Genomic DNA, 18,693 nt, shown 5'->3' with positions numbered 1-18,693 from the left:
GGACGCCGTGCCGCACCGAACCGCACCGCATCGAGGATCAGGCTGTGACCCCGCACTCTCTGGCGTTCTACGTCGACGTCGTCACCACCGGCACCGTGCTCGGCGTGGGCCCCACGAGCTCACCCGACCGGGTCACCGGGGTGCTGGGGCCGGATTTCGCCGAGAACGTCTTCGGGCGCCGCAGCATGTGCCGTGACTACGGCCTCGCCGAGTTCTTCTGGGACCGCGCCTCGGCCGAAGACCCCTGGTCGGGCCACCACTTCACCCTGCAGGTGCACCGGCTCGCCCACCGGGACCGCACCCTGGTCGACGGGGCGCTGCGGGCCCGGTACGGGCGCTTCACGCCGCGGCTCCGGTTCGACAAGCTGCGACGCCTGCTGGACCGGCGCGGGGTGCCGCTGCTCGAAATCCCCGAACTCCCGGCGAACGCACCGTACTTCCGCACCTTCTGGCAGCCCGATTCCCGGGTGGCCGTGTGCGTCATCGGCACCTACGGCGAGTACAGCACGCCGGACAAGCTGCGCGTCGGAGACGTGTACAGCATCCAGGCGCCGCTGACCGCCGAGGAAGTGGAGTGGCGCAGGGGGCAGGACGCCGGGCCGACGCCGCGCCCGGATATGTCGCTCAGCTCTCGGAGCCGGTCGCCGCGTTGAGCCAGCTCCCGATGGCGGGCAGGGCTTCGGGTCCGCTGTCCTGTCGCACCGAGCCGACCAGATCGGCGATGGACACGGCCTGAAGTGACGCCCGCCAGGCGGCATCGGCCGCGCTCATGGCGCGGGCGATGGGGCAGGGCCTGGTGCAGTCCTGCGGGGGCGTCCCGAAAGGGCCCCGCTGACGGATCTCGGTGCACGTGAACGCCGGGCTCGCCCCGTCGACGGCCTGCACCACGTCCAGGACCGAGATGTCGGCCGCCGCCCTGGTCAGCACGTATCCGCCGGTCTTGCCCTGCACGGATTTCACCAGCTCCGCCCGGGACAGGGCCTGCATCTGCTTGGCCAGATAGCTGGGCGAGACGTCGTGCAGCTGCGCGAGACGCGCGGCCGGGACCGGCTCGGTTGCCGCGGTCAGCACCACACAGCAGTGCAGTGCCCATTCCACGCCGCCGGACAGTTTCATGCGCCCTCCCAGTTGACTCGGACACAGGATATCCGAGTAATATCTCGGACATCAGATATCCGAGTTAGCGTCGCCAGGCGCGCTCGGTTCACAGGAGGGTTCGATCATGAACATCACGGTCATCGGCGGCACCGGACTGATCGGTTCCCAGCTCGTCTCCCGGCTGCGCGAGGCAGGGCACGAAGTGGTCGCCTCATCCCTGTCGACCGGAGTCGACCTGCTCACCGGCGCGGGCCTCGACGAGGCACTCAAGGGCGCGGACACGGTCGTCAACGTGTCGAACTCGCCCACGTTCGACGAAGCCTCCCTGGACTTCTTCCGCACCACCATGGGGAACCTGCTGGCGGCGGGGGAGCGCGCGGGCGTCCGCCACCAGGTCATCCTCTCCATCATCGGCGTCGACCAGGTGCCGCAGCTGGACTACTACCGGGCGAAGACCCTCCAGGAGGACCTGCTGCGGCAGGGCCCCGCCGCCTACTCGATCGTGCGTGCCACGCAGTTCTTCGAGTTCATGGACGCCGTCATGACCTGGACCGCCGACGACCGGAGTGTCCGGCTGCCCGCCACGCGCGTCCAGCCCATCGCGACGGCCGAGGTGGTGCAGGCCCTCGCCGACGTCACCACCGCCGCGCCGCTCAACGGCACGCTCGACGTCGCGGGCCCCGATGTCTTCCCGCTCGACGAGCTCGGCCGCCTGACGCTGTCGGCCCAGCAGGACACCCGCACGGTCGTCACCGACGAGAAGGCGGGCATGTTCGCGGCCGTCGAGGGTGACGTGCTGATCGCGGGCCCCGGCGCGCGCCTGGCCCCCACGCACTACGAGGACTGGCTCGCCGCCTCCCGGTAGCCGAGGTGCCCCGGCGGGGGCTTCGCCCCCGATGAAGGCCGCCTGACCTGCGCTTTTGCCGAGCATGCGTGGGTCAGGGGGCCGATTCGGCGTGTCTACCCTCGCGACGGCATTTCCACGCTCCACGTTCCGGTCAAACACCGCTCAGGCTGTGAGCCCACCCATAGGAGCCACGTCACATGCTAACGACGGTAGTAGCGGGCCGGGGGCGCCCGCAGCGGGCCGGGAGTCGACTGAGCGGCCTCTGACCAGGGCGTCCTGCGTACCGGGGTAGTACGTCACATCATTGCGCCCAGCCATGGCCGCCGCTAACCCTTGCTGAAGTTCCGGAGAGCCGGGATCGATCGGGTGAAATCACCCGCCTCGACCGAGCCCCTCCCCAACAACTTCGCATTGGAGAGTTACCCCCGCATGGCCATTACTCAGACGCAGACCAAGCCCGGCCGCATCACCCGACTGCGCAAGATCTCCGTCGCAGGTATCGCCACCGCAGGTGCCGCGGCCGCCGCCCTCACGCTGGTCCCCACGCAGGCCCAGGCCGCCGAGCCGGCCGCCGCGAGCAAGAAGGTCTCCCAGGCCGCCGCCGCCGACAAGAACTACGCTGACAACCTCGACGGCTGGATCAAGGAGTCCCTGGACATCATGAAGTCCAAGGGCATCCCCGGCTCCTACGAGGGTCTGCACCGCAACATCATGCGCGAGTCCGCCGGTGACCCGAACGCCCAGAACGGCTGGGACGTGAACGCGCAGAACGGCACCCCCTCCAAGGGCCTCCTCCAGGTGATCCAGCCCACCTTCGACGCGTACCACGTGTCGGGCACGCCGAACAACCTGACGGACCCGGTCGCCAACATCACCGCGGCCGCGAACTACGCCGCCGACAAGTACGGCTCGATCGACAACGTCGACTCCGCCTACTGAGCCACCGGACGAGGAACCCACTGAGCCAGCGGTCAAAGAGAAGGGGCAGCGCATGCCGCACGAGAGCAGCAACGAGCAGCAGGCGCACACGGCCGACGGCCCCGCGGTGCCCGGCTACGGGCCCCCGCGGGTGCGGCGCTCCCGGCGCAAGCCGAAGAAGAAGACCCTGCGTTACGCCACATGGGGTGCACTGGGACTGGTCCTGATCGGCGGAGGAGGTGCCGCCTACGCCTGGCAGCACCTCAACGGCAACATCCAGGGCACGGACGTGAACGCCGCCCTGGGCAAGGACCGGCCCAGCGAGCAGAAGGACGGCTCGATGAACATCCTCCTGCTCGGGTCCGACTCCCGGGCGGGAACCCACGGCCGCTACGGCAGCGGCATCAGCGGGGCCCGCGCCGACACGGCGATGGTCCTGCACGTCGACAAGACCCACAAGAAGGCCTCGGTCGTCAGCATTCCGCGCGACACGATGGTCAAGCGGCCCCAGTGCGCCAAGCCGCACGGCGGCACGGCGCCCGGCGCGCGGCAGGCCATGTTCAACTCGTCCTACCAGGTGGGCGGCCCCGCCTGCACCGTGAAGACGGTCGAGAAGATGTCGGGCGTGCGCATGAACCACTACCTCGAGGTCGACTTCAAGGGCTTCCAGAAGCTCATAGACGAGCTCGGCGGCGTGGACATCACCACCCGCAAGGCCATCCACGACCCCAACAGCGGGCTCGCCCTGAGCGCGGGCAAGCACACGCTCAAGGGCAAGCAGGCCCTGGAGCTCGTCCGCACCCGGCACGGCGTGGGTGACGGAAGCGACCTGGGCCGCATCCAGCTCCAGCAGGCGTTCATCAAGGCGCTGATCCACCGTGCCGACACCGTCGACCCGCTGGGCAGCCCCGCCAAGTCCTACGACCTGGCGGACACCGCGACCAAGACCATCAGCGCGGACTCCGAGCTGGCCTCCGCGGACAAGCTCCTCGGTCTGGCCAAGGAGCTGAAGAACATCAGCCCCGAGCGCACCGACATGGTCACGATGCCCGTCACCTATGACTCCCAGGACGCGGGACGGGTCCTGCCGCTGAAGAAGGCCTCACACCGGGTGTGGGACGCCCTGCGGCACGACAAGCCGATCCCGAAGTCCGCGACGCGGGAATCGGTGGGCGATCAGAGCGACTCGCCGGTGTCAGCGGGTACCTGACGTACGGCTGAGGGCCCCCGGCCACCACGCCTTCGGGCCGATGTCGCGCACGAGCGCCGGCACCAGGAGCGACCGTACGACCAGGGTGTCCAGCAGGACGCCGAAGGCGACGATGAACGCGATCTGGACGAGGAAGGCCAGCGGGATGATGCCGAGGGCCGCGAAGGTGGCCGCGAGGACCACTCCGGCCGATGTGATGACACCGCCAGTCGCGGTCAGTCCGCGCAGCACTCCTTCGCGCGTCCCGTGGCGCAGCGATTCCTCGCGGACCCGGGACATCAGGAAGATGTTGTAGTCCACGCCGAGCGCCACCAGGAACACGAAACCGTAGAGCGGTACGGAGGAGTCGGTGCCGCTGAAGCCCAGGACGTGCTGGAAGACCAGGGCCGAAACGCCCAGGGTGGCAAGGAAGTTGAGTGCCACCGTCGCCACCAGCAGCACTGGCATGAGCAGCGACCTGAGCAGTCCGATCAGGATGACGAGGATGATCGCCAGGACCACGGGGACGATGAGCATGCGGTCGTCCTCGGCGGTCCGCTGGGTGTCGTACTGCTGGGCGGTGTAGCCCCCGACGAGTCCGTCGGCGCCGTCCACCGCGTGCACGGCCTCGCGCAGTCGTGCCACCGTGGCCTTCGCGGCGTCGCTGTCGGCGGCGTCCTCCAGCGTGGCGTCGATCCGTACGCGGCCGTCGACGACGAGGGGGCGCGCGCCGGGCCGGCCGGACTCGCCCACGGCGGCGGCAGAGGACACCCCCTTGGTGCGCTCGACCGCGGTGGTGACCTGCTCGGCCCTGTCCGCGTCCGCGATCACGACGGCCGGGTTGCCCGAGCCGCCGGGGAAGTGCTTGCCGAGCGTCTTCTGCGCGGCCACCGAGGGCGCGTCGTTGACGAAGATCTCGTTCAGGGGCACGCCCTTGGACTGGAGCGAGGGGACGAAGGCGGCGCAGACCAGCAGGCCCAGGAGAGTGGCGGCCCAGACCTTGCGCGGTGCCCGGTCGACGAGCGCGGCGATGCGCTTCCACACGCCCTGTCCGGCGGACTTCTCCGTTGCCGACCTGGGCTTGGCGGGCCAGTACGCCACGCGCCCCAGGAGGATGAGGACCGCGGGCAGGAAGGTCAGCGTGCTGAGTACGGCGCAGACGATGCCGATGGCTCCGACGGGCCCGAGCGCGCGGTTGTTGGTGAGGTCGCTCAGCAGGAGGGCGAGCAGTCCGAGTGCGACAGTCGCCCCGCTCGCGACGATGGGGCCGAGCGAGCGGCGCAGTGCCGAGCGCATGGCGGTGATCCTGTCGCGGCTGACGGCGAGTTCCTCGCGGAAGCGCGCGGTGAGCAGCAGGGCGTAGTCGGTGGCGGCGCCGATGACCAGGATGGACAGGATTCCCTGGACCTGGCCGTCGACGCGTACGACGTCGTGGTCGGCGAGCACGTAGACGATTCCGCAGGCGAGACCGAGGGCGAAGACGGCCCCGATGATGATCACCAGCGGGAGCAGCAGGCTGCGGTAGACGAGCAGCAGGATCACCAGGACGGTGATCAGGGCGACCCCGAGCAGCAGGCCGTCGATGCCCCCGAACGCGTCGGACAGATCGGCCTGGCTGGCCGCGGGCCCGGCGACCTGGACCTCTGTCCCGGGCACCTGGTCCGCCGCCTTCTTGACGTCCGCCAAGGTGGTTTCCAGCTGGTCGCCGAGGTCGGTCCGCAGGGGCACGACCCCTTGCAGGGCTTGGCCGTCCTTGGAGAGCACGGCGGGGGACGGGGGTCCGGCGGTTCCCTCGGCGTCCTTCAGGGAGGCCAGTGCCCGGGTGGCGTCGGCCTTCTGTGACCGGTCGATGCCGCCGGAGCGCGCGTCATCCTCCGCGGTCCACACGACGATCGCGGGCAGGGTCTCGTCCTGCCTGAACGTGCGTTGGGCGTCGATGACTTGGGTGGACTCGGCATTCTGCGGCAGGAAGGCGGCCTGGTCGTTCGTGGCGACCTCCCCGAGCTTTCCGGCGTACGGCCCGAGTGTCCCGCCGATGCCGAGCCAGGCGACGAGAAGAACGACGGGGACCAGCCAGCGTGCCAGGCGCGTACGTGTGGACATGGATCTCCTTGCGAACACGATGCTTCAATAGATAAGTATCTCAATGATTGAATCATCTGGTCCGTCACGGGTGCCCAGCGGGTGCACCAGAGAAACGTCCGTCACCCGGACGAGGTCACGGCGCGGGCGGGCGAAGGCCGCCCGCGGTGGCGGGTGGAGCTAGCGCTGGCGACCGCGCAGCTCGGAGAGCTCCTCGTTCATGGCGGCCAAGAAGCGCACCACCACGTCGAGTTCGTCGTCGCTGAACCGCACGCGCGCGTTATCGGTCGCCGCGGCGAGAGGCTGGAAGAAGGTGCGCGCAGCCGATTTGGCTTGGGGTGCGTAGTGCAGATGCACCACACGGCGGTCCTCGCTGTCACGCGATCGGCGGATGTGTCCCGCCCGTTCGAGCCGGTCCAGGCACGCGGTGACGGCGCCCGACGTCAACCCCAGATGATCGCGCAGTCGCCCCGGAGTGAGCGGATCACTCGAATCCAGGATCGCCGCGAGGGCCTGCACGTCCGTGGCGTGCAGGCCGTGGCCGGCGGCGAAACCATGGATCAGGCGGTTGAGCTCGCCGTTCATGCGCCGCAGCTGCACCGCGAACGACTGCAGATCCGTCGGCACAGGAGCCGGCGCCTCATCCGACGCCGCACTGCCGCTGATCGCTGATTCCTCTGTACTGGCCACATGAGCAGCCTATATATCCCGCACTCCAGAGCGACAAGGCGGCGCGGAGTCCATGCGCCGCACCACCGTGAAATATCCGGATGTGTTGGGGGTCTGTCGCCCAGGGCCCTTACGCGAGTACTCTGTTGACATAGTCCGTGGAAGCTCTGCTCGCCGTCAGCGCGGCAGCGGTCTTCCGGCGATCTTTCGGGCCCGGGTTGGGGCCCTCACCCGTCAGCGGCTGAACCTACGGGGCTCTGAACCCGTCACCAGGCACCGCGAGACGCATCGTTTCCCTCCAGGGCGGACCCTTCTCCTTCGAGTTCCGTTGTATCTCTGCCGGTGCACGGCATCCGGGACTACTCATGCGTGGCTACTTCGCCGACGACCTGCTCCTCATCGTGCCCTCGACCGCCGCCGAGGGCGTGTGCCTGTACGGGGAGGTCCTGGGCGCGCACAAAGGTGCGCTCGCCATGGCCCTGACCGCACAGAGCCGCAGCACCCAAGAGATCACCATCGACCTGACCGGGGTTCACTACCTGGCCAACAGTGCCCTGGAGATCCTCGTGGCCCTCGCCAACAACCTCCAGCCCCCTCAGGGCCTCGTCATCCGTGCCGCCCCCCAACTGGCGCTGCAGGAAAGGCTCACCGCACGCGGCTGGGACGGCATCGAGACGCTGCGCGTCGTCGACGCCTGACCACACAGCAGTCGGCTCCCACCGTCAGCGCGTCGCGCTGATCCTGACGCCGGCCACAGTGCCCTCGCCCCTCAGGCTCAACGCTCCGGCACCTTGGTGACGTACGCAGTCGAGACGGCTGAGCGCGATGTCCCGCCCGTCCTGAGCGCCGAGGCTGATCCCCTCGGTGACGGCCATGACGAGCAGCGTCTCGTCCTCGGCGCACACCATCTCCGCACCCCGCGCGGCAGCCACGGTGAGCATCCGCACCTGTGCCGTCGCCCGGCCCCTGCGGGTCATCACGTTCATGTCGCGTACCGCGCCCGCCTTCAGCAGGCAGTCCGTCGTCGCGTCACCGGGGAAGGCGAAGGGGCTCAGCGGCTCCACCAGCTGCGAGGCGCCGTCCACTGTCAGCACCATGCCTTCGCCCTCGACCAGGGTGATCACACGGTCGATCCCGGGAAACGGCGAGAAGGGGCCGCCCGCATCGACGTCCGCGATGCTCACCCGCCAGTCGAACCCGTCCGCGGGTTCCTGCGCGGGTTCCCGCGCCGGTTCCTCCGTGGCGACGGGTGCCGGCACCGTGCCTGACGCGACCTCCCTCGTCACACCGCCGCCGTTCTTCCACGGCATGCTGCGGTACTGGCTCCAGCGCAGAACATCCCCGCCCATGAGAGGCCGCCTCCTTCTTCCGTCGTCCGTCCGGGCGCCAGCCTATGGCGTCGCGGCGAACGGGCCTCAGGGCAGCTGCTCGGCCAGTCCGACGATGATGCCCTCCGGGCCGCGGACGTAGCAGAGCAGATAGCTGTCCTCGAACCGGGCGATCCCACCGACGAGTTCGCCGCCGTGGAGGCGCAGGCGGGCGACGGTGTCCTCTAGATCGTCGACCGCGAACATCACGCGGTGCGTGCCCAGGATGTTGTGCGGCTGATTGCGTGGCCCGGCGCTGATCGCCGCGGGCGTGCGGTACTTCGCCAGCTCGAGCCGGCTGAGGCCGTCCGGGGTCCGGACCATCGCGATGTCGCAGTGGACGCCGTCGAGTCCGGTGCACTGGTCGGCGAAGGGGCCCTGGACCTCCGCCCTGCCCTCCAGCTCCAGACCGAGTTCCACGAAGAACGCGATGGCGGCGTCGAGGTCCTCGACGACGATGCCGACGTTGTCCATCCGCTGAATCGCCATGCCGATCTCTCCTTCTTCCTCGTGCGGCTGCCTCACCGGGGCGCCGCCCACGGGAACATTGTGTCCGAGGGGGGTGTCAGTGGCGGGTGCCATGATCTCGGGATGGCCGCAGATTCGCTCACCTTCCAGCAGCTCACCACATCCGGTGACGTCACCCCCCGAGTCCGCCGCGCTCTTGTCGAGTGCTGGGTCGAGGTCACCAACGCGGGCGGCGCGGCCGGCTTTCCGTTTCCTCCGGTCGACACCGCCACCGTGACTCCGGCCCTCGACGGCATCATCGACGGGCTGTCCCCCGACACCAGCCGGCTCCTGACGGCAACGGCGGACGGCGCACTCGTGGGCTGGCTCAACGTCCGCCGCGACCGGTTCGAGCTGATCGCGCACTGGGGCACCCTGCACCACGTCCAGACCCGCACCGTCGTACGCGGACGCGGCATCGGACTCGCCCTCATGCGGGAAGTACGAAGGATCGCCCGGGACGAGATGGGTCTGGAGCAGCTCCGCCTCGCCGCCCGCGGCGACGTCGGCCTCGAGGACTTCTACGGACGCCTGGGCTGGCGGGAAGTCGGCCGGTGGCCGGCCGCCCTCCGGCTCGCCCCGGACGACGACCGCGACGAGATCCTCATGCTTCTCGCTCCCCTTTGAGCTCAGGGACGAGGAGGGGCGCGGGGGGCGGGTAGCTCACCCCGTACACACGGGCGAACCGGTTGGCCGGTGCCGCCGATCCGCCGAGCCGTTCGAGGAAGAACGCGCGGGCCATCGACTGCATCTGCTCGCCGCTGACATACACGACCCACCTGTTGGACGCGGCGTTGAAGCGGGCCGCCTCCACCGCCGACCGCAGGCCCGGTGCGGGCCCGTGGTGCAGTCGTCCGCGCAAGTCGATGAACCGCCTCAGGGCGTCCAACTCCGAGCGGCGCAGGCCCACCTGCTGCAGCCCCGGCGCTGGTTCCTCGACGGCTGGGTCAGTGGCGCGTGCCTGCGCGTAGAGCAGTGCGTCCCAGCCGTCGGCCGTCAGCTGCACCGCCCACAGGACGGGCCGGCCCGCCTTCGCCGACAGCTCTGCCTGTTCCTCGCGTGGCGCCACCCGGGCCAGCCCGAGTTTCACCAGGGGACTCGTGGTGCGTTCATCGAGTCCGGGCCCCGCCGTGGCCCATCCATCGGTGCCGCGCTGTACGTCAGCCACCCGTTGCAGCAGCGCGAAATGCCCGGCCGAGCGTCGCATCCCTGCCCCTCCCGCCCAACAGTGCGTTGCCGCGACGCTAGCGTGCATCCGCGCCCCGGGGGGCGCTGTTGAGACGGTCTCCCCCTAAAAGAACCGGTGTTCTGATGGTGTGCGCCAGAGTGCCGGCTCAGGGCTCCTGACGCGTGGTCGCAGCCAGTGAGCCCAGCAGCGCGAGCGCCTCGCTGCTGGGGGAGGCCGGTTCGGCGTGGTAGACGACGAGCTCCTGGCCGGGGGCCGAGCGGACGTCGAACGTCTGCATGGTCAGCGTCAGCGGCCCGACCTCGCGATGCGCGAAGCGCTTGCGTTCCAACGCCTTGCCCCGGGCGTCGTGCCGGGCCCAGAGCTCGGCGAACTCCGGGCTGCGCTCCAGAAGTTCACCCAGCACCTGCCGAACCCGCGGATCGTCGGGTGCGACGCCGTGGCCGAGCCGGAAACCGGCCACGGAGTTGCGCGCGACGTCGTACCAGTCGCGGTAGAAGGCGCGGGCGGCGGGATCGGTGAACACGACGTGCAGGAGGTTGCGCGAGTGCGCCCAGCCGTGAAAGAGCGCGTCGGCGATGGTGTTCGAGGCGAGAACGTCGTACGCCCGGTTGTAGACGACGGCCGGATTGTGCGGCCAGGCGTCCATGAGGGCCAGCAGACTCGGCTCGACCCGGTCCGCCACGGCCGCCGCCCTGACACGGGGACCGACCCCGGCCACCCGGAACAGGTGCAGCCGCCCGTCCTCGTCCAGGCGCAGGGCGGTGGCCAGGGCATCGAGAACCTGCGCGGAGGGCGAGCGCTCCCGTCCCTGCTCCAGGCGTACGTAGTAATCGGCGCTGACCCCGGCGAGCAGGGCCACCTCCTCGCGCCGCAGCCCCGACACCCGGCGGTGTCCGGTGACGGGGAGATTCACCTCGGCCGGAGTGACGAGGGCGCGCCGGGCGGTCAGGTATGCGCCGAGCTCAGAGCGTGCCATGCGCCCATGCTAGGTCCGCGCCCGCCGCGCTTCCTGGGTGCGCCGCACCCAGGAGAACGCCGCCTCTCCCACCCACGCCGTGGCCGGGCCAGCCTCGACGACATGACCACACAACACCCGGAAAACACCGCGCCCACCGACCGCAAGGTCATCCTCGTCACCGGCGCGAGCAGCGGCATCGGAGCGGCCGTCGCCGCACGTCTGGTGACCGAGGGACACCTGGTGGTGGCCGGCGCGCGCCGCACCGACCGCCTGCGGGAACTGGCCAAGAGCACGGCCGAAGCGGCAGCCCGCTCCGGCGGCGCCCTGGAGCCGGTGCAACTGGACGTGACGGACCGCGCGGACGTCGCGGCCTTCGTCCAGGGCGCCCGCGACCGCCACGGCCGCGTCGACGTCCTCATCAACAACGCCGGCGTGATGCCCCTGTCGCGGCTGGACTCCCTGCTCGTCGACGAGTGGGACCGGATGATCGACGTGAACGTGCGCGGCCTGCTGCACGGCATCGCCGCGGCCCTGCCCGTGTTCGACGGACAGGGATCGGGGCACTTCGTCACGGTCGCGAGCATCGGCGCCCACGAGGTCGTTCCCACCGCTGCCGTCTACTGCGGCACCAAGTACGCGGCCTGGGCGATCACCGAGGGCCTGCGCCAGGAAGTGGACCCCTCGATCCGGGTCACCACCATCTCGCCCGGCGTGGTCGAATCCGAGCTGGCCCACACCATCACCGAGGCCGGCGCCGCCGAGGCCATGCGCAGCTACCGTGCGCACGCGATGGGACCCGACGCCATCGCGGCCGCCGTCTCCTACGCCCTGGCGCAACCGGCCGACATCGACGTCAACGAGATCGTCGTACGCCCCGCACGCCAGCGCTGAGCCGGATCCAGCCGTCCTGTGCCCCGGCGCGGCGACGAATACCGCGCCCGTTTGAGATCAACGCAGGTGGCTACCCGATCTCCACGTAAGCACAGCGCTGTGCGACGTAGGCGCCGGTTGGTTGGGACAGACAGCCACCGGCGCCGCCGCATGCACAGAACCGCAAACCATGGCCATAGATGTGGAGAATCTGCGATGCTCGGCTCATCAGCGGTTCTGCCGGCCGGACAGAGGCAGCCCGAGTAGACGAGAGGCAGAGCAGGTGGCTTCCTCACCGGACTCTCTCAACACATCGGCCCTGAAGCCTCGGGATGACACCGAACAACAGGCCAACGACGAGTGCGCGGACGAGGTCGCCGAAATCAAGGCGCTGCGCACGGAGGTCAACGATCTTCATCGCGCCATGGAGTCCCACCCGTCCATCGACCAGGCGCGGGGGATGCTGATGACGCTGGGTCCGTGCACCGCGGACGAGGCGTGGGAGATCCTGGTCGAGGTGTCGCAGCACTCCAACACGAAACTGCGCGCGGTGGCGGAGGAGCTGATCGCCACGACCGAGGGCGAACCGCTGCCGAGCCCGGTCCGTACGGCGCTCGGCGAGGCACTGAGGAAGCGCCGAGCGGCCACGGGGTGAGCGAGGGCGAGAGCGCGCCTCGCCCGCCCGCCCGCCGCTCGCGCCCCGTGTCCGTACCCTCAGCCCCTCAGCTCAGCGAGGTCGGCCGCGTCGAGGTGCAGGCCCGCCGCCTCGATGTTCTCGGTGAGGTGGGCGGGGGAGCCGGTGCCGGGGATGGCCAGCATGTTCGGTGAGCCGGCGAGCAGCCAGGCGAGTGCGACCTGCGCGGTCGTCGCGCCGTGCCGCTTGGCCACGTCCGCGAGGCGGCCGTGCTCGATCGGGTCCAAGCCGCCGCCGAGCGGGAAGAACGGCACGTAGGCCATGCCGTGTTCCTCGCAGCGCGCCAGTACGGCCGCATCGTCGGGGCGATGCACGTGGTACTGGTTCTGCACCGCGACCACGGGCGCGATGCCGCGCGCCTCGTCGAGTTGTGTCACATCGACATTGCTGACCCCCAGGTGACGGATCAGCCCCTCCCGGCGCAGTTCCGCCAGCGCCGCGAACCGCTCGGCGACGCTCTCGCCCCCCGGCTCACTCATGCCGCCGACCCGCAGGTAGACGAGGTCGAATCGGTCGAGCCCGAGGGCACGCAGGTCCTCTGTCACCAGCTCCCGCAACTGCTCGGGGCCGGCCTGGCCGGTGGGCATGCCGTCCGGGCCGCGCAGCGGGCCCACCTTGGTGGCGATCAGCAGATCGGCGGGGTAGGGCGCGAGCGCCTCGCGGATCAGGTCGTTGGCGCTCACGTCGCCGCGCGCGTAGAAACCGGCCGTGTCGATGTGGTCGACCCCCGCGTCGACCGCCTGCCGCAGCACCTCGACACCGGTCCGGGGATCGCGTGCCGGTCCGGCGAACGTGCCCGCCGCCAGCCGCATCGCGCCAAAGCCCAGCCGGTTGACGCGGAGGTCGCCGCCGAGGGTGAACTGGCCGCTCGCAGCGGCCGTGATCTGTGTGGTCATGTTTCCAGCCTCAACCTGTCAGGGCCGTCGACGGACCGGATGGCAACCTGTTGCCACGATCGTGAGGAAGACTGGGAGGGTGACCGACCAAACGACGCTGACGGTGCACGGCGAGGAGGAGCTCGTGGCGCGGACCGCCCAGCTGTTCAACGAGACGACGCGGGAGTTCTTCTGCGCGGCCAACGACCTGCACACCTGGTCGCGGCCCGAGGCCAGGGCGACGATCGCGCGCCGCCTCGGCCCGCGGACCGCCGAGGGCATGGTCGTGCGCAAGCTCTACACCCCCGCCGTACTGTCCGACGAGGAACAGCGGCTGCACCTGTTCGCCGTCGCGGCGGCCGGTGGGCAGGTACGGGTCCGCGCCGCGACGCTGCCCCACGAGACGATCATCCTGGACCGCAGGGTGATGATCCTTGCCGGGCGCAGTGGGGCCCGCGGCCGGGAGTTCACCATCACCTCCGCACCGGCCCTCGTCGGGGGCGTACACGCGCTGATGCGTGCCACGTGGGACGCCGGGACGCCTCTCGCGGACTATCTGCGGCGCGAGACCGAGGGCCTGGACGCCGACTCGCTCGCCGTGCTGCGCGCACTCGCGGACGGACTCACCGACGCCGTGGGCGCGCGCCGCGTCGGCATGTCCGTACGGACCTATCGCAGGAGGGTCGCCGAGTTGATGACGGCACTGGAGGCCGACTCGCGCTTTCAGGCCGGAGTCAACGCGAGCCGCCGCGGCCTCACCGGCAGCTGACCGGCACCCGCCGGGGCGCCGCCTGTCAGGCACCGCTGCCCTGAGCGCAGCCGCCGTCGGCTACTGTCCCCAAGGGATGATCACGGGGGTGAGGGAGTCATGATCGGACGGTGGTACACCGCGTTCGGCATCAACCTGCTGCTCGGCGGCCCGGCCCTCGTCCCGCTCTTCATGCTCTACTACATCGGCGCGACCTGGGTGCGCCCCGCACCGGAGGAGAACGACGGCCTCGGCATCGTCCTCATCGGCTTCGGACTCCCCGTCGCCGCCTGCGGCTTCCTCTGGTGGGCCGTCAACCGCCCCTTCGCCCGCAGGACCCGGCTCTCGCCCGCCCAGTACTGGGCGCTCAGCCTCCTCGGCACCCTCGCCTCCGCCATCACGCTCCTCTGCATCGATCCCTGAGCGCGAGTTGCCGGCCCGTTCCCGCGCCGGACACCGCCTCGATCACCGGCACCACGTCGAGGTGACCCACGTCACAGTCGGCTCCTGTCAGCAATCGCGGCGCCATCTCGTTCAAGGGGCACGCGCGAACGAGACAGGAGCAACGCCATGAAGCACCGCATCGTCGTCCTCGGCGCCGGATACGCCGGGGCCTTCGCCGCCGGGAACCTGGCCCGCCGGCTGTCACCCGCCGACATCGAGATCACCGTCGTCAACGCCCAGCCCGACTTCGTCGAACGGATGCGGCTGCACCAGCTCGCGACCGGTCAGGACCTCGCCGTCCGCAAGCTCGCCGACATCTTCGCGGGCACCGGGGTGCGGCTGCGCCTCGCGCGGGTGACCGGTGTCGACCCCGAGCGCAGGACCGTCGCGGTGAGCGGCGAGGACGGCGAGGGGGAGATCGCGTACGACACGCTTCTGTACGCGCTCGGCAGCTCCGTCGCCCACCACGGTGTCCCCGGCGTGGCCGAGCACGCCTTCGATGTCACCGGCCGGACCTCGGCGCTGCGACTGCGCGAGCGCCTGGCGGGCCTGAGCGCAGGCGGCACCGTCCTGGTCGCCGGCGAGGGGCTGACCGGCATCGAGACCGCCACCGAGTTCGCCGAGTCGCGGCCGGACCTCGACGTCGCCCTCGCGGCCCGCGGCGAACTGGGCGACTGGCTCTCCCCGAAGGCCCGCCGCCACCTGCGCCAGGCCTTCGACCGGCTCGGCATCACCGTCCACGAGCACACCGACATCGAAGCCGTCGAACCGGCACGGGCGCTCGCCGCCGACGGCACGTCCATCCCGGCCCAAGTGACGGTGTGGGCCGCCGGGTTCGCCGTGCACCCCATCGCGGCCGCGAGCGGCCTGGAGGTCGCCGACACCGGCCAGATCGTCGTCGACCGCACCATGCGCTCGGTCTCGCACCCCGAGGTCTACGCCGCCGGTGACTGCGCCTACGCGATCGGCGAGAACGGCCGGCCGCTGCCGATGTCCTGCGCCTCGGCCGGTTTCACCAACATGCAGGCGACGGCCGCGATCATCGCGCGCCTGACCGGCGGCGACGTCCCGACCGTCGGGCTGAAGTACTACGGCAACCACATCAGCCTGGGACGGCGGGACGCGATCTTCCAGATGGTGGACGGCGAAGCCAGCTCGAAGTCCTGGTACCTGGGCGGCAAGACCGCCGCGCGGCTCAAGTCGGGCGTCCTCAAGGGCGCCGGATGGGGCATCGTCCACCCCACCTTCGGCATGCCGAAGCGCAGGCGCCGCCTGAGCGCCGTGCCCGGCCAGGTGCCGGTGAGGGCCACCGCATAGGTTGTTCCGCATGGACAGTGCAGCCATCGATCGGTTCGAGGCCAGCCGGGGGCGGCTGGCCTCGCTCGCGTACCGTCTGCTCGGTTCGGCCGCCGACGCCGAGGACGCCGTACAGGACGCGTTCTTGCGCTGGCAGGCGGCCGACCGTGAACGGATCGGGGTGCCGGAGGCGTGGCTGACCAAGGTCGTCACCAACCTGTGCCTCGACCGGCTCCGCTCGGCGCAGGCGCGCCACGAGCGGGTGGCCGGTGCCTGGCTGCCCGAGCCGCTCCTGGAGGGCGACCCGATGCTCGGCCCGGCGGACACCTTCGAGCAGCGCGAATCGGTCTCGTTGGCCGTGCTGACCCTCATGGAGCGCCTCTCACCCGTCGAGCGGGCGGCGTACGTCCTGCGTGAGGCCTTCTCGTACGCCCACGCCGAGATCGCCGGGATCCTCGACATCACCGAGGCCGCGAGCCAGCAGCATGTCCACCGGGCCCGGCGCCGGGTCAGCGCCGAGCGCCGCGGCAGCGACGAGGTGGACCCCGCGTCCGCGCGCCGCATCGTGGAGGAGTTCCTTGTCGCCGCGACATCGGGGCGCACCGAGCGGCTGGTGGAGATGCTCACCGCCGACGTGACCGCTGTCTCGGACGGCGCCGGACTGGCCAGGCGGCTGCTGCGGTACAAGACGCGCGAGCGCGTCGCCTCCTTCGTGGCGGCCGGTTTCAAGCCCACGCCCGCCAAGCGGCGGCTGGCAGGTGGTTCCCCCGCGCTGCATGTCGCGCTGGTCAACGGCTCCCCGGCCGTGGTGGCGGTGATCGAGGGCCGGGTCGTGGGCGCCGTGTCGTGCGAAGTCAGCGACGGCAGGGTCGGGTCCCTGCACGGCGTCGCCGCCGCGAGCCGCCTCACGCGCCTCAACGAGGCCTGGCAGCAGTACGATCCCGGCGCGCCGGTCGTCAGTGCGTGGTGACCGGGGCCGCCACCTGAGCCGGCGTCAGGGTCACTCCAGGCTCTGAGCGATGGCCCGGGCCACCTCTTCCGGGTGTGTGAGCTGGGGGTGGTGACCCGCGCCGTCGAGCACCGTGACGGCGGCCCGCGGGAGAGCGGCCAACAGGGCCTGGCCCTGCGGTGTGAGCGGATCACGGGAGCCGATGATGAGGTGGACACGTCCCGCATAGCGCTGCAGTTTGGCCTGGAGGTCCGCGCGCCGGTGCGGGTGCGAGGTGCGGGCCAGCAGCCGGGCGGTGTTGGTGGCGACGGAGCCGCGGCGCAGGTCCGCGACAGCGGATCGCAGCGCGTCCGCTTGGTCCGTGGTGCCGGTCAGTCTCCTGGACAACGCCTGCGAGGTCGTCCGGCTCAGGTGCCGGCGGGTCAGGGGTGTCCATTTGGTGCTGCGGGGCGGGGGTGCCTGGAGGAAGAACGGTGACACGAGCGTGAGTTGGGCCACCGCTTCGGGGTGGGCGGTCGCGGCTTCCACGGCTGCCGCGCCGCCGATGGAGTGGCCCACGAGGTGCCGGGCGCCGGTCTGAGTCACCAGTGCGCTCAGCCAGGCCGGCCAGTCGTGAGGGCGTCCCGCGCTCATGCCCAGGCCGGGCAGGTCGACGGCGCGGGCATGCCCGAGCGATGTGACGACCGGGGCCCAGGTGTCGGCGTTGACCGGCAGGCCGGGCAGCACCACCGTCGGGGCTCCCGCCTCGCCGAGTTCGAAGGTCCGTATGCCGCCGTGTGCGGTGAACCGCCTGTCGCCTGCCGGGGCTTCGCCGAAGCGGCGGGCTGCCAGATGGTCGGCCCAGCGGTGGATCGTCGTGACGGTGTCCGGCATGGTGAGTCCGTGCCGGGCGGCGAAGGCCCGGGCCGGTCCGGTCGGGTAGCGGTCGGCGGACAGGAAGGTCAGGGTCTCCGGATCAGCCTGGGTGAGCCGTCGGGGCAGCCGCTTGAGCAGCGGCACCGGGATGCGTGCCCGGGGTGCCTTGACGCCGTAGCGCTCCGCGACGAGCGTGAGCAGGTCGGGCAAGGCGGGCGTGTCGTCGGCCAGCGGCCAGTACGCGCTGCGTCGGGTCTCCGCGTCCGTCGGGAGCAACGTCATGAACCGGGCGAGGTGGTCCGCCGCGACCACGGGGACGAACGTCTGCCCGTTTCCCGGCAGCGCCGGCAGTGAGCCCTGCCAGATGTCTTTCAGGTTGGAGGCAAGCCCCAGGTACTGGTCCGACTCCCCGGTGACGCTGTCCCCGATCACGCTGGACGGGTTGACGATGCTCCAGGGAACCCCCAACCGGTCCGCGTCCGCCTGGAAAGCGGCGTCCGCCTCGGCCCGGGACGCTTCGTAGGCGCCCAAAGCCCGGTACTTCTCCCGGCGTTGCTCTTCGTCCCACAGGACGGGCGGCTGCCCGCCCACGCGATAGCCGGAGACCTGCACCAGGCGGCGCAGATTCGGCAGGCGCGCCGCGAACGTGACGACCGCACGGACGCTGTCCACGTTGGCGCGATGGGCCTCGTCCACCGACATCCCGAACCGGTAGGCGCCCGCGCAGTTGTAGATCTCGGTGAGGTCGTCGAACTCGCCCTCGCGCGGGAGGATCAGCGACGCCGCGGTGAAAGCAACCCTCAGGTCGGCCGGTGCCTGATCGTGCCCGTGCTCCGACAACCACCCCACCAGGCGTGCGTAGGACTCCGCGCTCCGGCTGCCCGCACTCACCCTGACTCCGCTCCGGCCGAGCGCGAGCACCAAGTGGCGTCCGATGAAGCCGCTCGCGCCCAGTACGAGTGCGTGCCGGTCGCCAGAGCCCGTGTCATGGCCGTCGTACCCAGTTTCCTTCATGCCGAGAGAATAGACCGGTCTATATATTTGGCAAGCCGCTCAAGCCGATCCGTGGGGTGATGCGCAGGTGGCCCGGCAGGTGACCGGCACTGTCCGGTGACGACCGGGACCGTCGCCGGGGTGC

General features: G+C 70.7%; 21 protein-coding genes. 12 read left to right on the top strand and 9 right to left on the bottom strand.

The features are described 5' to 3' along the window. The first annotated feature begins 44 nt into the window (after positions 1-44). A complete protein-coding gene (locus ACWFRU_RS36580) occupies positions 45-653 on the top strand; it encodes a hypothetical protein (RefSeq protein WP_453692408.1) in 609 nt (202 codons plus the stop codon). Here ACWFRU_RS36580 and ACWFRU_RS36575 read toward each other — a convergent pair. After that, the gene (locus tag ACWFRU_RS36575; protein WP_453692407.1) at positions 625-1,116 is read right to left on the bottom strand and encodes an RrF2 family transcriptional regulator; all 492 of its coding nucleotides are present in this window, start codon (positions 1,114-1,116) and stop codon (positions 625-627) included. The two genes, ACWFRU_RS36580 and ACWFRU_RS36575, sit on opposite strands and share 29 nt — an antisense overlap. 106 nt (positions 1,117-1,222) lie before the next feature. On the opposite strand from ACWFRU_RS36575, the gene ACWFRU_RS36570 reads away from it, so the two are divergent. From ACWFRU_RS36570 to ACWFRU_RS36560, 3 genes are all read left to right on the top strand, one after another. Next, complete coding sequence (locus tag ACWFRU_RS36570; protein ID WP_453692406.1) at positions 1,223-1,963, top strand: SDR family oxidoreductase; 741 nt, start codon at positions 1,223-1,225, stop codon at positions 1,961-1,963. Positions 1,964-2,374: 411 nt separating this feature from the next. Next, entirely contained in the window at positions 2,375-2,884 is a 510-nt protein-coding gene (locus ACWFRU_RS36565; RefSeq protein WP_453692405.1) for a transglycosylase SLT domain-containing protein, read from the top strand. Between the two features lie 52 nt (positions 2,885-2,936). Continuing rightward, positions 2,937-4,073, top strand: coding sequence for an LCP family protein (locus ACWFRU_RS36560; RefSeq protein WP_453692404.1), 1,137 nt, complete (start codon positions 2,937-2,939; stop codon positions 4,071-4,073). Here the strand turns inward: ACWFRU_RS36560 and ACWFRU_RS36555 are convergent. Together ACWFRU_RS36555 and ACWFRU_RS36550 are read right to left on the bottom strand one after the other, a co-directional pair. Further along, the gene (locus ACWFRU_RS36555; RefSeq protein ID WP_453692403.1) at positions 4,059-6,155 is read right to left on the bottom strand and encodes an MMPL family transporter; all 2,097 of its coding nucleotides are present in this window, start codon (positions 6,153-6,155) and stop codon (positions 4,059-4,061) included. The genes ACWFRU_RS36560 and ACWFRU_RS36555 overlap by 15 nt on opposite strands. A 159-nt stretch (positions 6,156-6,314) precedes the next feature. Beyond that, positions 6,315-6,800: a MarR family winged helix-turn-helix transcriptional regulator gene (locus tag ACWFRU_RS36550; protein WP_453692473.1), complete on the bottom strand. Its 486-nt coding sequence runs from the start codon at positions 6,798-6,800 to the stop codon at positions 6,315-6,317. Positions 6,801-7,168: 368 nt separating this feature from the next. Here ACWFRU_RS36550 and ACWFRU_RS36545 point away from each other — a divergent pair, with 368 nt between their 5' ends. Continuing rightward, complete coding sequence (locus ACWFRU_RS36545) at positions 7,169-7,501, top strand: hypothetical protein (RefSeq protein WP_453692402.1); 333 nt, start codon at positions 7,169-7,171, stop codon at positions 7,499-7,501. A gap of 24 nt (positions 7,502-7,525) precedes the next feature. Here the strand turns inward: ACWFRU_RS36545 and ACWFRU_RS36540 are convergent, their stop codons facing one another. Both ACWFRU_RS36540 and ACWFRU_RS36535 read right to left on the bottom strand, forming a co-directional pair. Beyond that, positions 7,526-8,152: a HutD/Ves family protein gene (locus ACWFRU_RS36540; protein WP_453692401.1), complete on the bottom strand. Its 627-nt coding sequence runs from the start codon at positions 8,150-8,152 to the stop codon at positions 7,526-7,528. Positions 8,153-8,218: 66 nt separating this feature from the next. Next, complete coding sequence (locus ACWFRU_RS36535) at positions 8,219-8,659, bottom strand: VOC family protein (protein WP_453692400.1); 441 nt, start codon at positions 8,657-8,659, stop codon at positions 8,219-8,221. A gap of 102 nt (positions 8,660-8,761) precedes the next feature. Here ACWFRU_RS36535 and ACWFRU_RS36530 point away from each other — a divergent pair, with 102 nt between their 5' ends. Beyond that, positions 8,762-9,304, top strand: coding sequence for a GNAT family N-acetyltransferase (locus tag ACWFRU_RS36530; RefSeq protein ID WP_453692399.1), 543 nt, complete (start codon positions 8,762-8,764; stop codon positions 9,302-9,304). Here the strand turns inward: ACWFRU_RS36530 and ACWFRU_RS36525 are convergent. Together ACWFRU_RS36525 and ACWFRU_RS36520 are read right to left on the bottom strand one after the other, a co-directional pair. Beyond that, complete coding sequence (locus tag ACWFRU_RS36525) at positions 9,282-9,884, bottom strand: DUF6417 family protein (protein WP_453692398.1); 603 nt, start codon at positions 9,882-9,884, stop codon at positions 9,282-9,284. The two genes, ACWFRU_RS36530 and ACWFRU_RS36525, sit on opposite strands and share 23 nt — an antisense overlap. Before the next feature lie 127 nt (positions 9,885-10,011). Next, a complete protein-coding gene (locus ACWFRU_RS36520) occupies positions 10,012-10,842 on the bottom strand; it encodes a helix-turn-helix domain-containing protein (RefSeq protein ID WP_453692397.1) in 831 nt (276 codons plus the stop codon). A gap of 102 nt (positions 10,843-10,944) precedes the next feature. On the opposite strand from ACWFRU_RS36520, the gene ACWFRU_RS36515 reads away from it, so the two are divergent. Both ACWFRU_RS36515 and ACWFRU_RS36510 read left to right on the top strand, forming a co-directional pair. Continuing rightward, positions 10,945-11,715, top strand: coding sequence for an SDR family oxidoreductase (locus ACWFRU_RS36515; RefSeq protein WP_453692396.1), 771 nt, complete (start codon positions 10,945-10,947; stop codon positions 11,713-11,715). A gap of 262 nt (positions 11,716-11,977) precedes the next feature. Next, positions 11,978-12,349: an ANTAR domain-containing protein gene (locus ACWFRU_RS36510; RefSeq protein ID WP_453692395.1), complete on the top strand. Its 372-nt coding sequence runs from the start codon at positions 11,978-11,980 to the stop codon at positions 12,347-12,349. Positions 12,350-12,408: 59 nt separating this feature from the next. Here ACWFRU_RS36510 and ACWFRU_RS36505 read toward each other — a convergent pair whose 3' ends face one another. Continuing rightward, complete coding sequence (locus ACWFRU_RS36505; protein ID WP_453692394.1) at positions 12,409-13,284, bottom strand: oxidoreductase; 876 nt, start codon at positions 13,282-13,284, stop codon at positions 12,409-12,411. A gap of 79 nt (positions 13,285-13,363) precedes the next feature. Here ACWFRU_RS36505 and ACWFRU_RS36500 point away from each other — a divergent pair, with 79 nt between their 5' ends. The 4 genes from ACWFRU_RS36500 to ACWFRU_RS36485 all read left to right on the top strand — a co-directional run bounded on the left by ACWFRU_RS36500 (position 13,364) and on the right by ACWFRU_RS36485 (position 16,721). After that, complete coding sequence (locus tag ACWFRU_RS36500; RefSeq protein ID WP_453692393.1) at positions 13,364-14,032, top strand: DNA-binding response regulator; 669 nt, start codon at positions 13,364-13,366, stop codon at positions 14,030-14,032. A 99-nt stretch (positions 14,033-14,131) separates the two neighbouring features. Beyond that, positions 14,132-14,434: a hypothetical protein gene (locus tag ACWFRU_RS36495; protein WP_453692392.1), complete on the top strand. Its 303-nt coding sequence runs from the start codon at positions 14,132-14,134 to the stop codon at positions 14,432-14,434. Positions 14,435-14,581: 147 nt separating this feature from the next. Continuing rightward, on the top strand, positions 14,582-15,772 hold the full coding sequence (locus ACWFRU_RS36490; RefSeq protein ID WP_453692391.1) for an NAD(P)/FAD-dependent oxidoreductase: 1,191 nt from the start codon (positions 14,582-14,584) through the stop codon (positions 15,770-15,772). Between the two features lie 10 nt (positions 15,773-15,782). Continuing rightward, positions 15,783-16,721 carry a sigma-70 family RNA polymerase sigma factor gene (locus ACWFRU_RS36485; protein ID WP_453692390.1) on the top strand — a complete coding sequence of 313 codons (939 nt, stop codon included), beginning with the start codon at positions 15,783-15,785 and terminating at the stop codon, positions 16,719-16,721. 30 nt (positions 16,722-16,751) lie between these two features. On the opposite strand, the gene ACWFRU_RS36480 is transcribed toward ACWFRU_RS36485, so the two are convergent. Then, a complete protein-coding gene (locus ACWFRU_RS36480) occupies positions 16,752-18,569 on the bottom strand; it encodes an alpha/beta fold hydrolase (protein WP_453692389.1) in 1,818 nt (605 codons plus the stop codon). Positions 18,570-18,693 lie beyond the last annotated feature (124 nt).

Source organism: Streptomyces sp. NPDC055099 (assembly GCF_053607685.1).
Note: the sequence above shows the minus strand (reverse complement) of the source record. Positions and strands in the feature narration are given on the sequence as shown.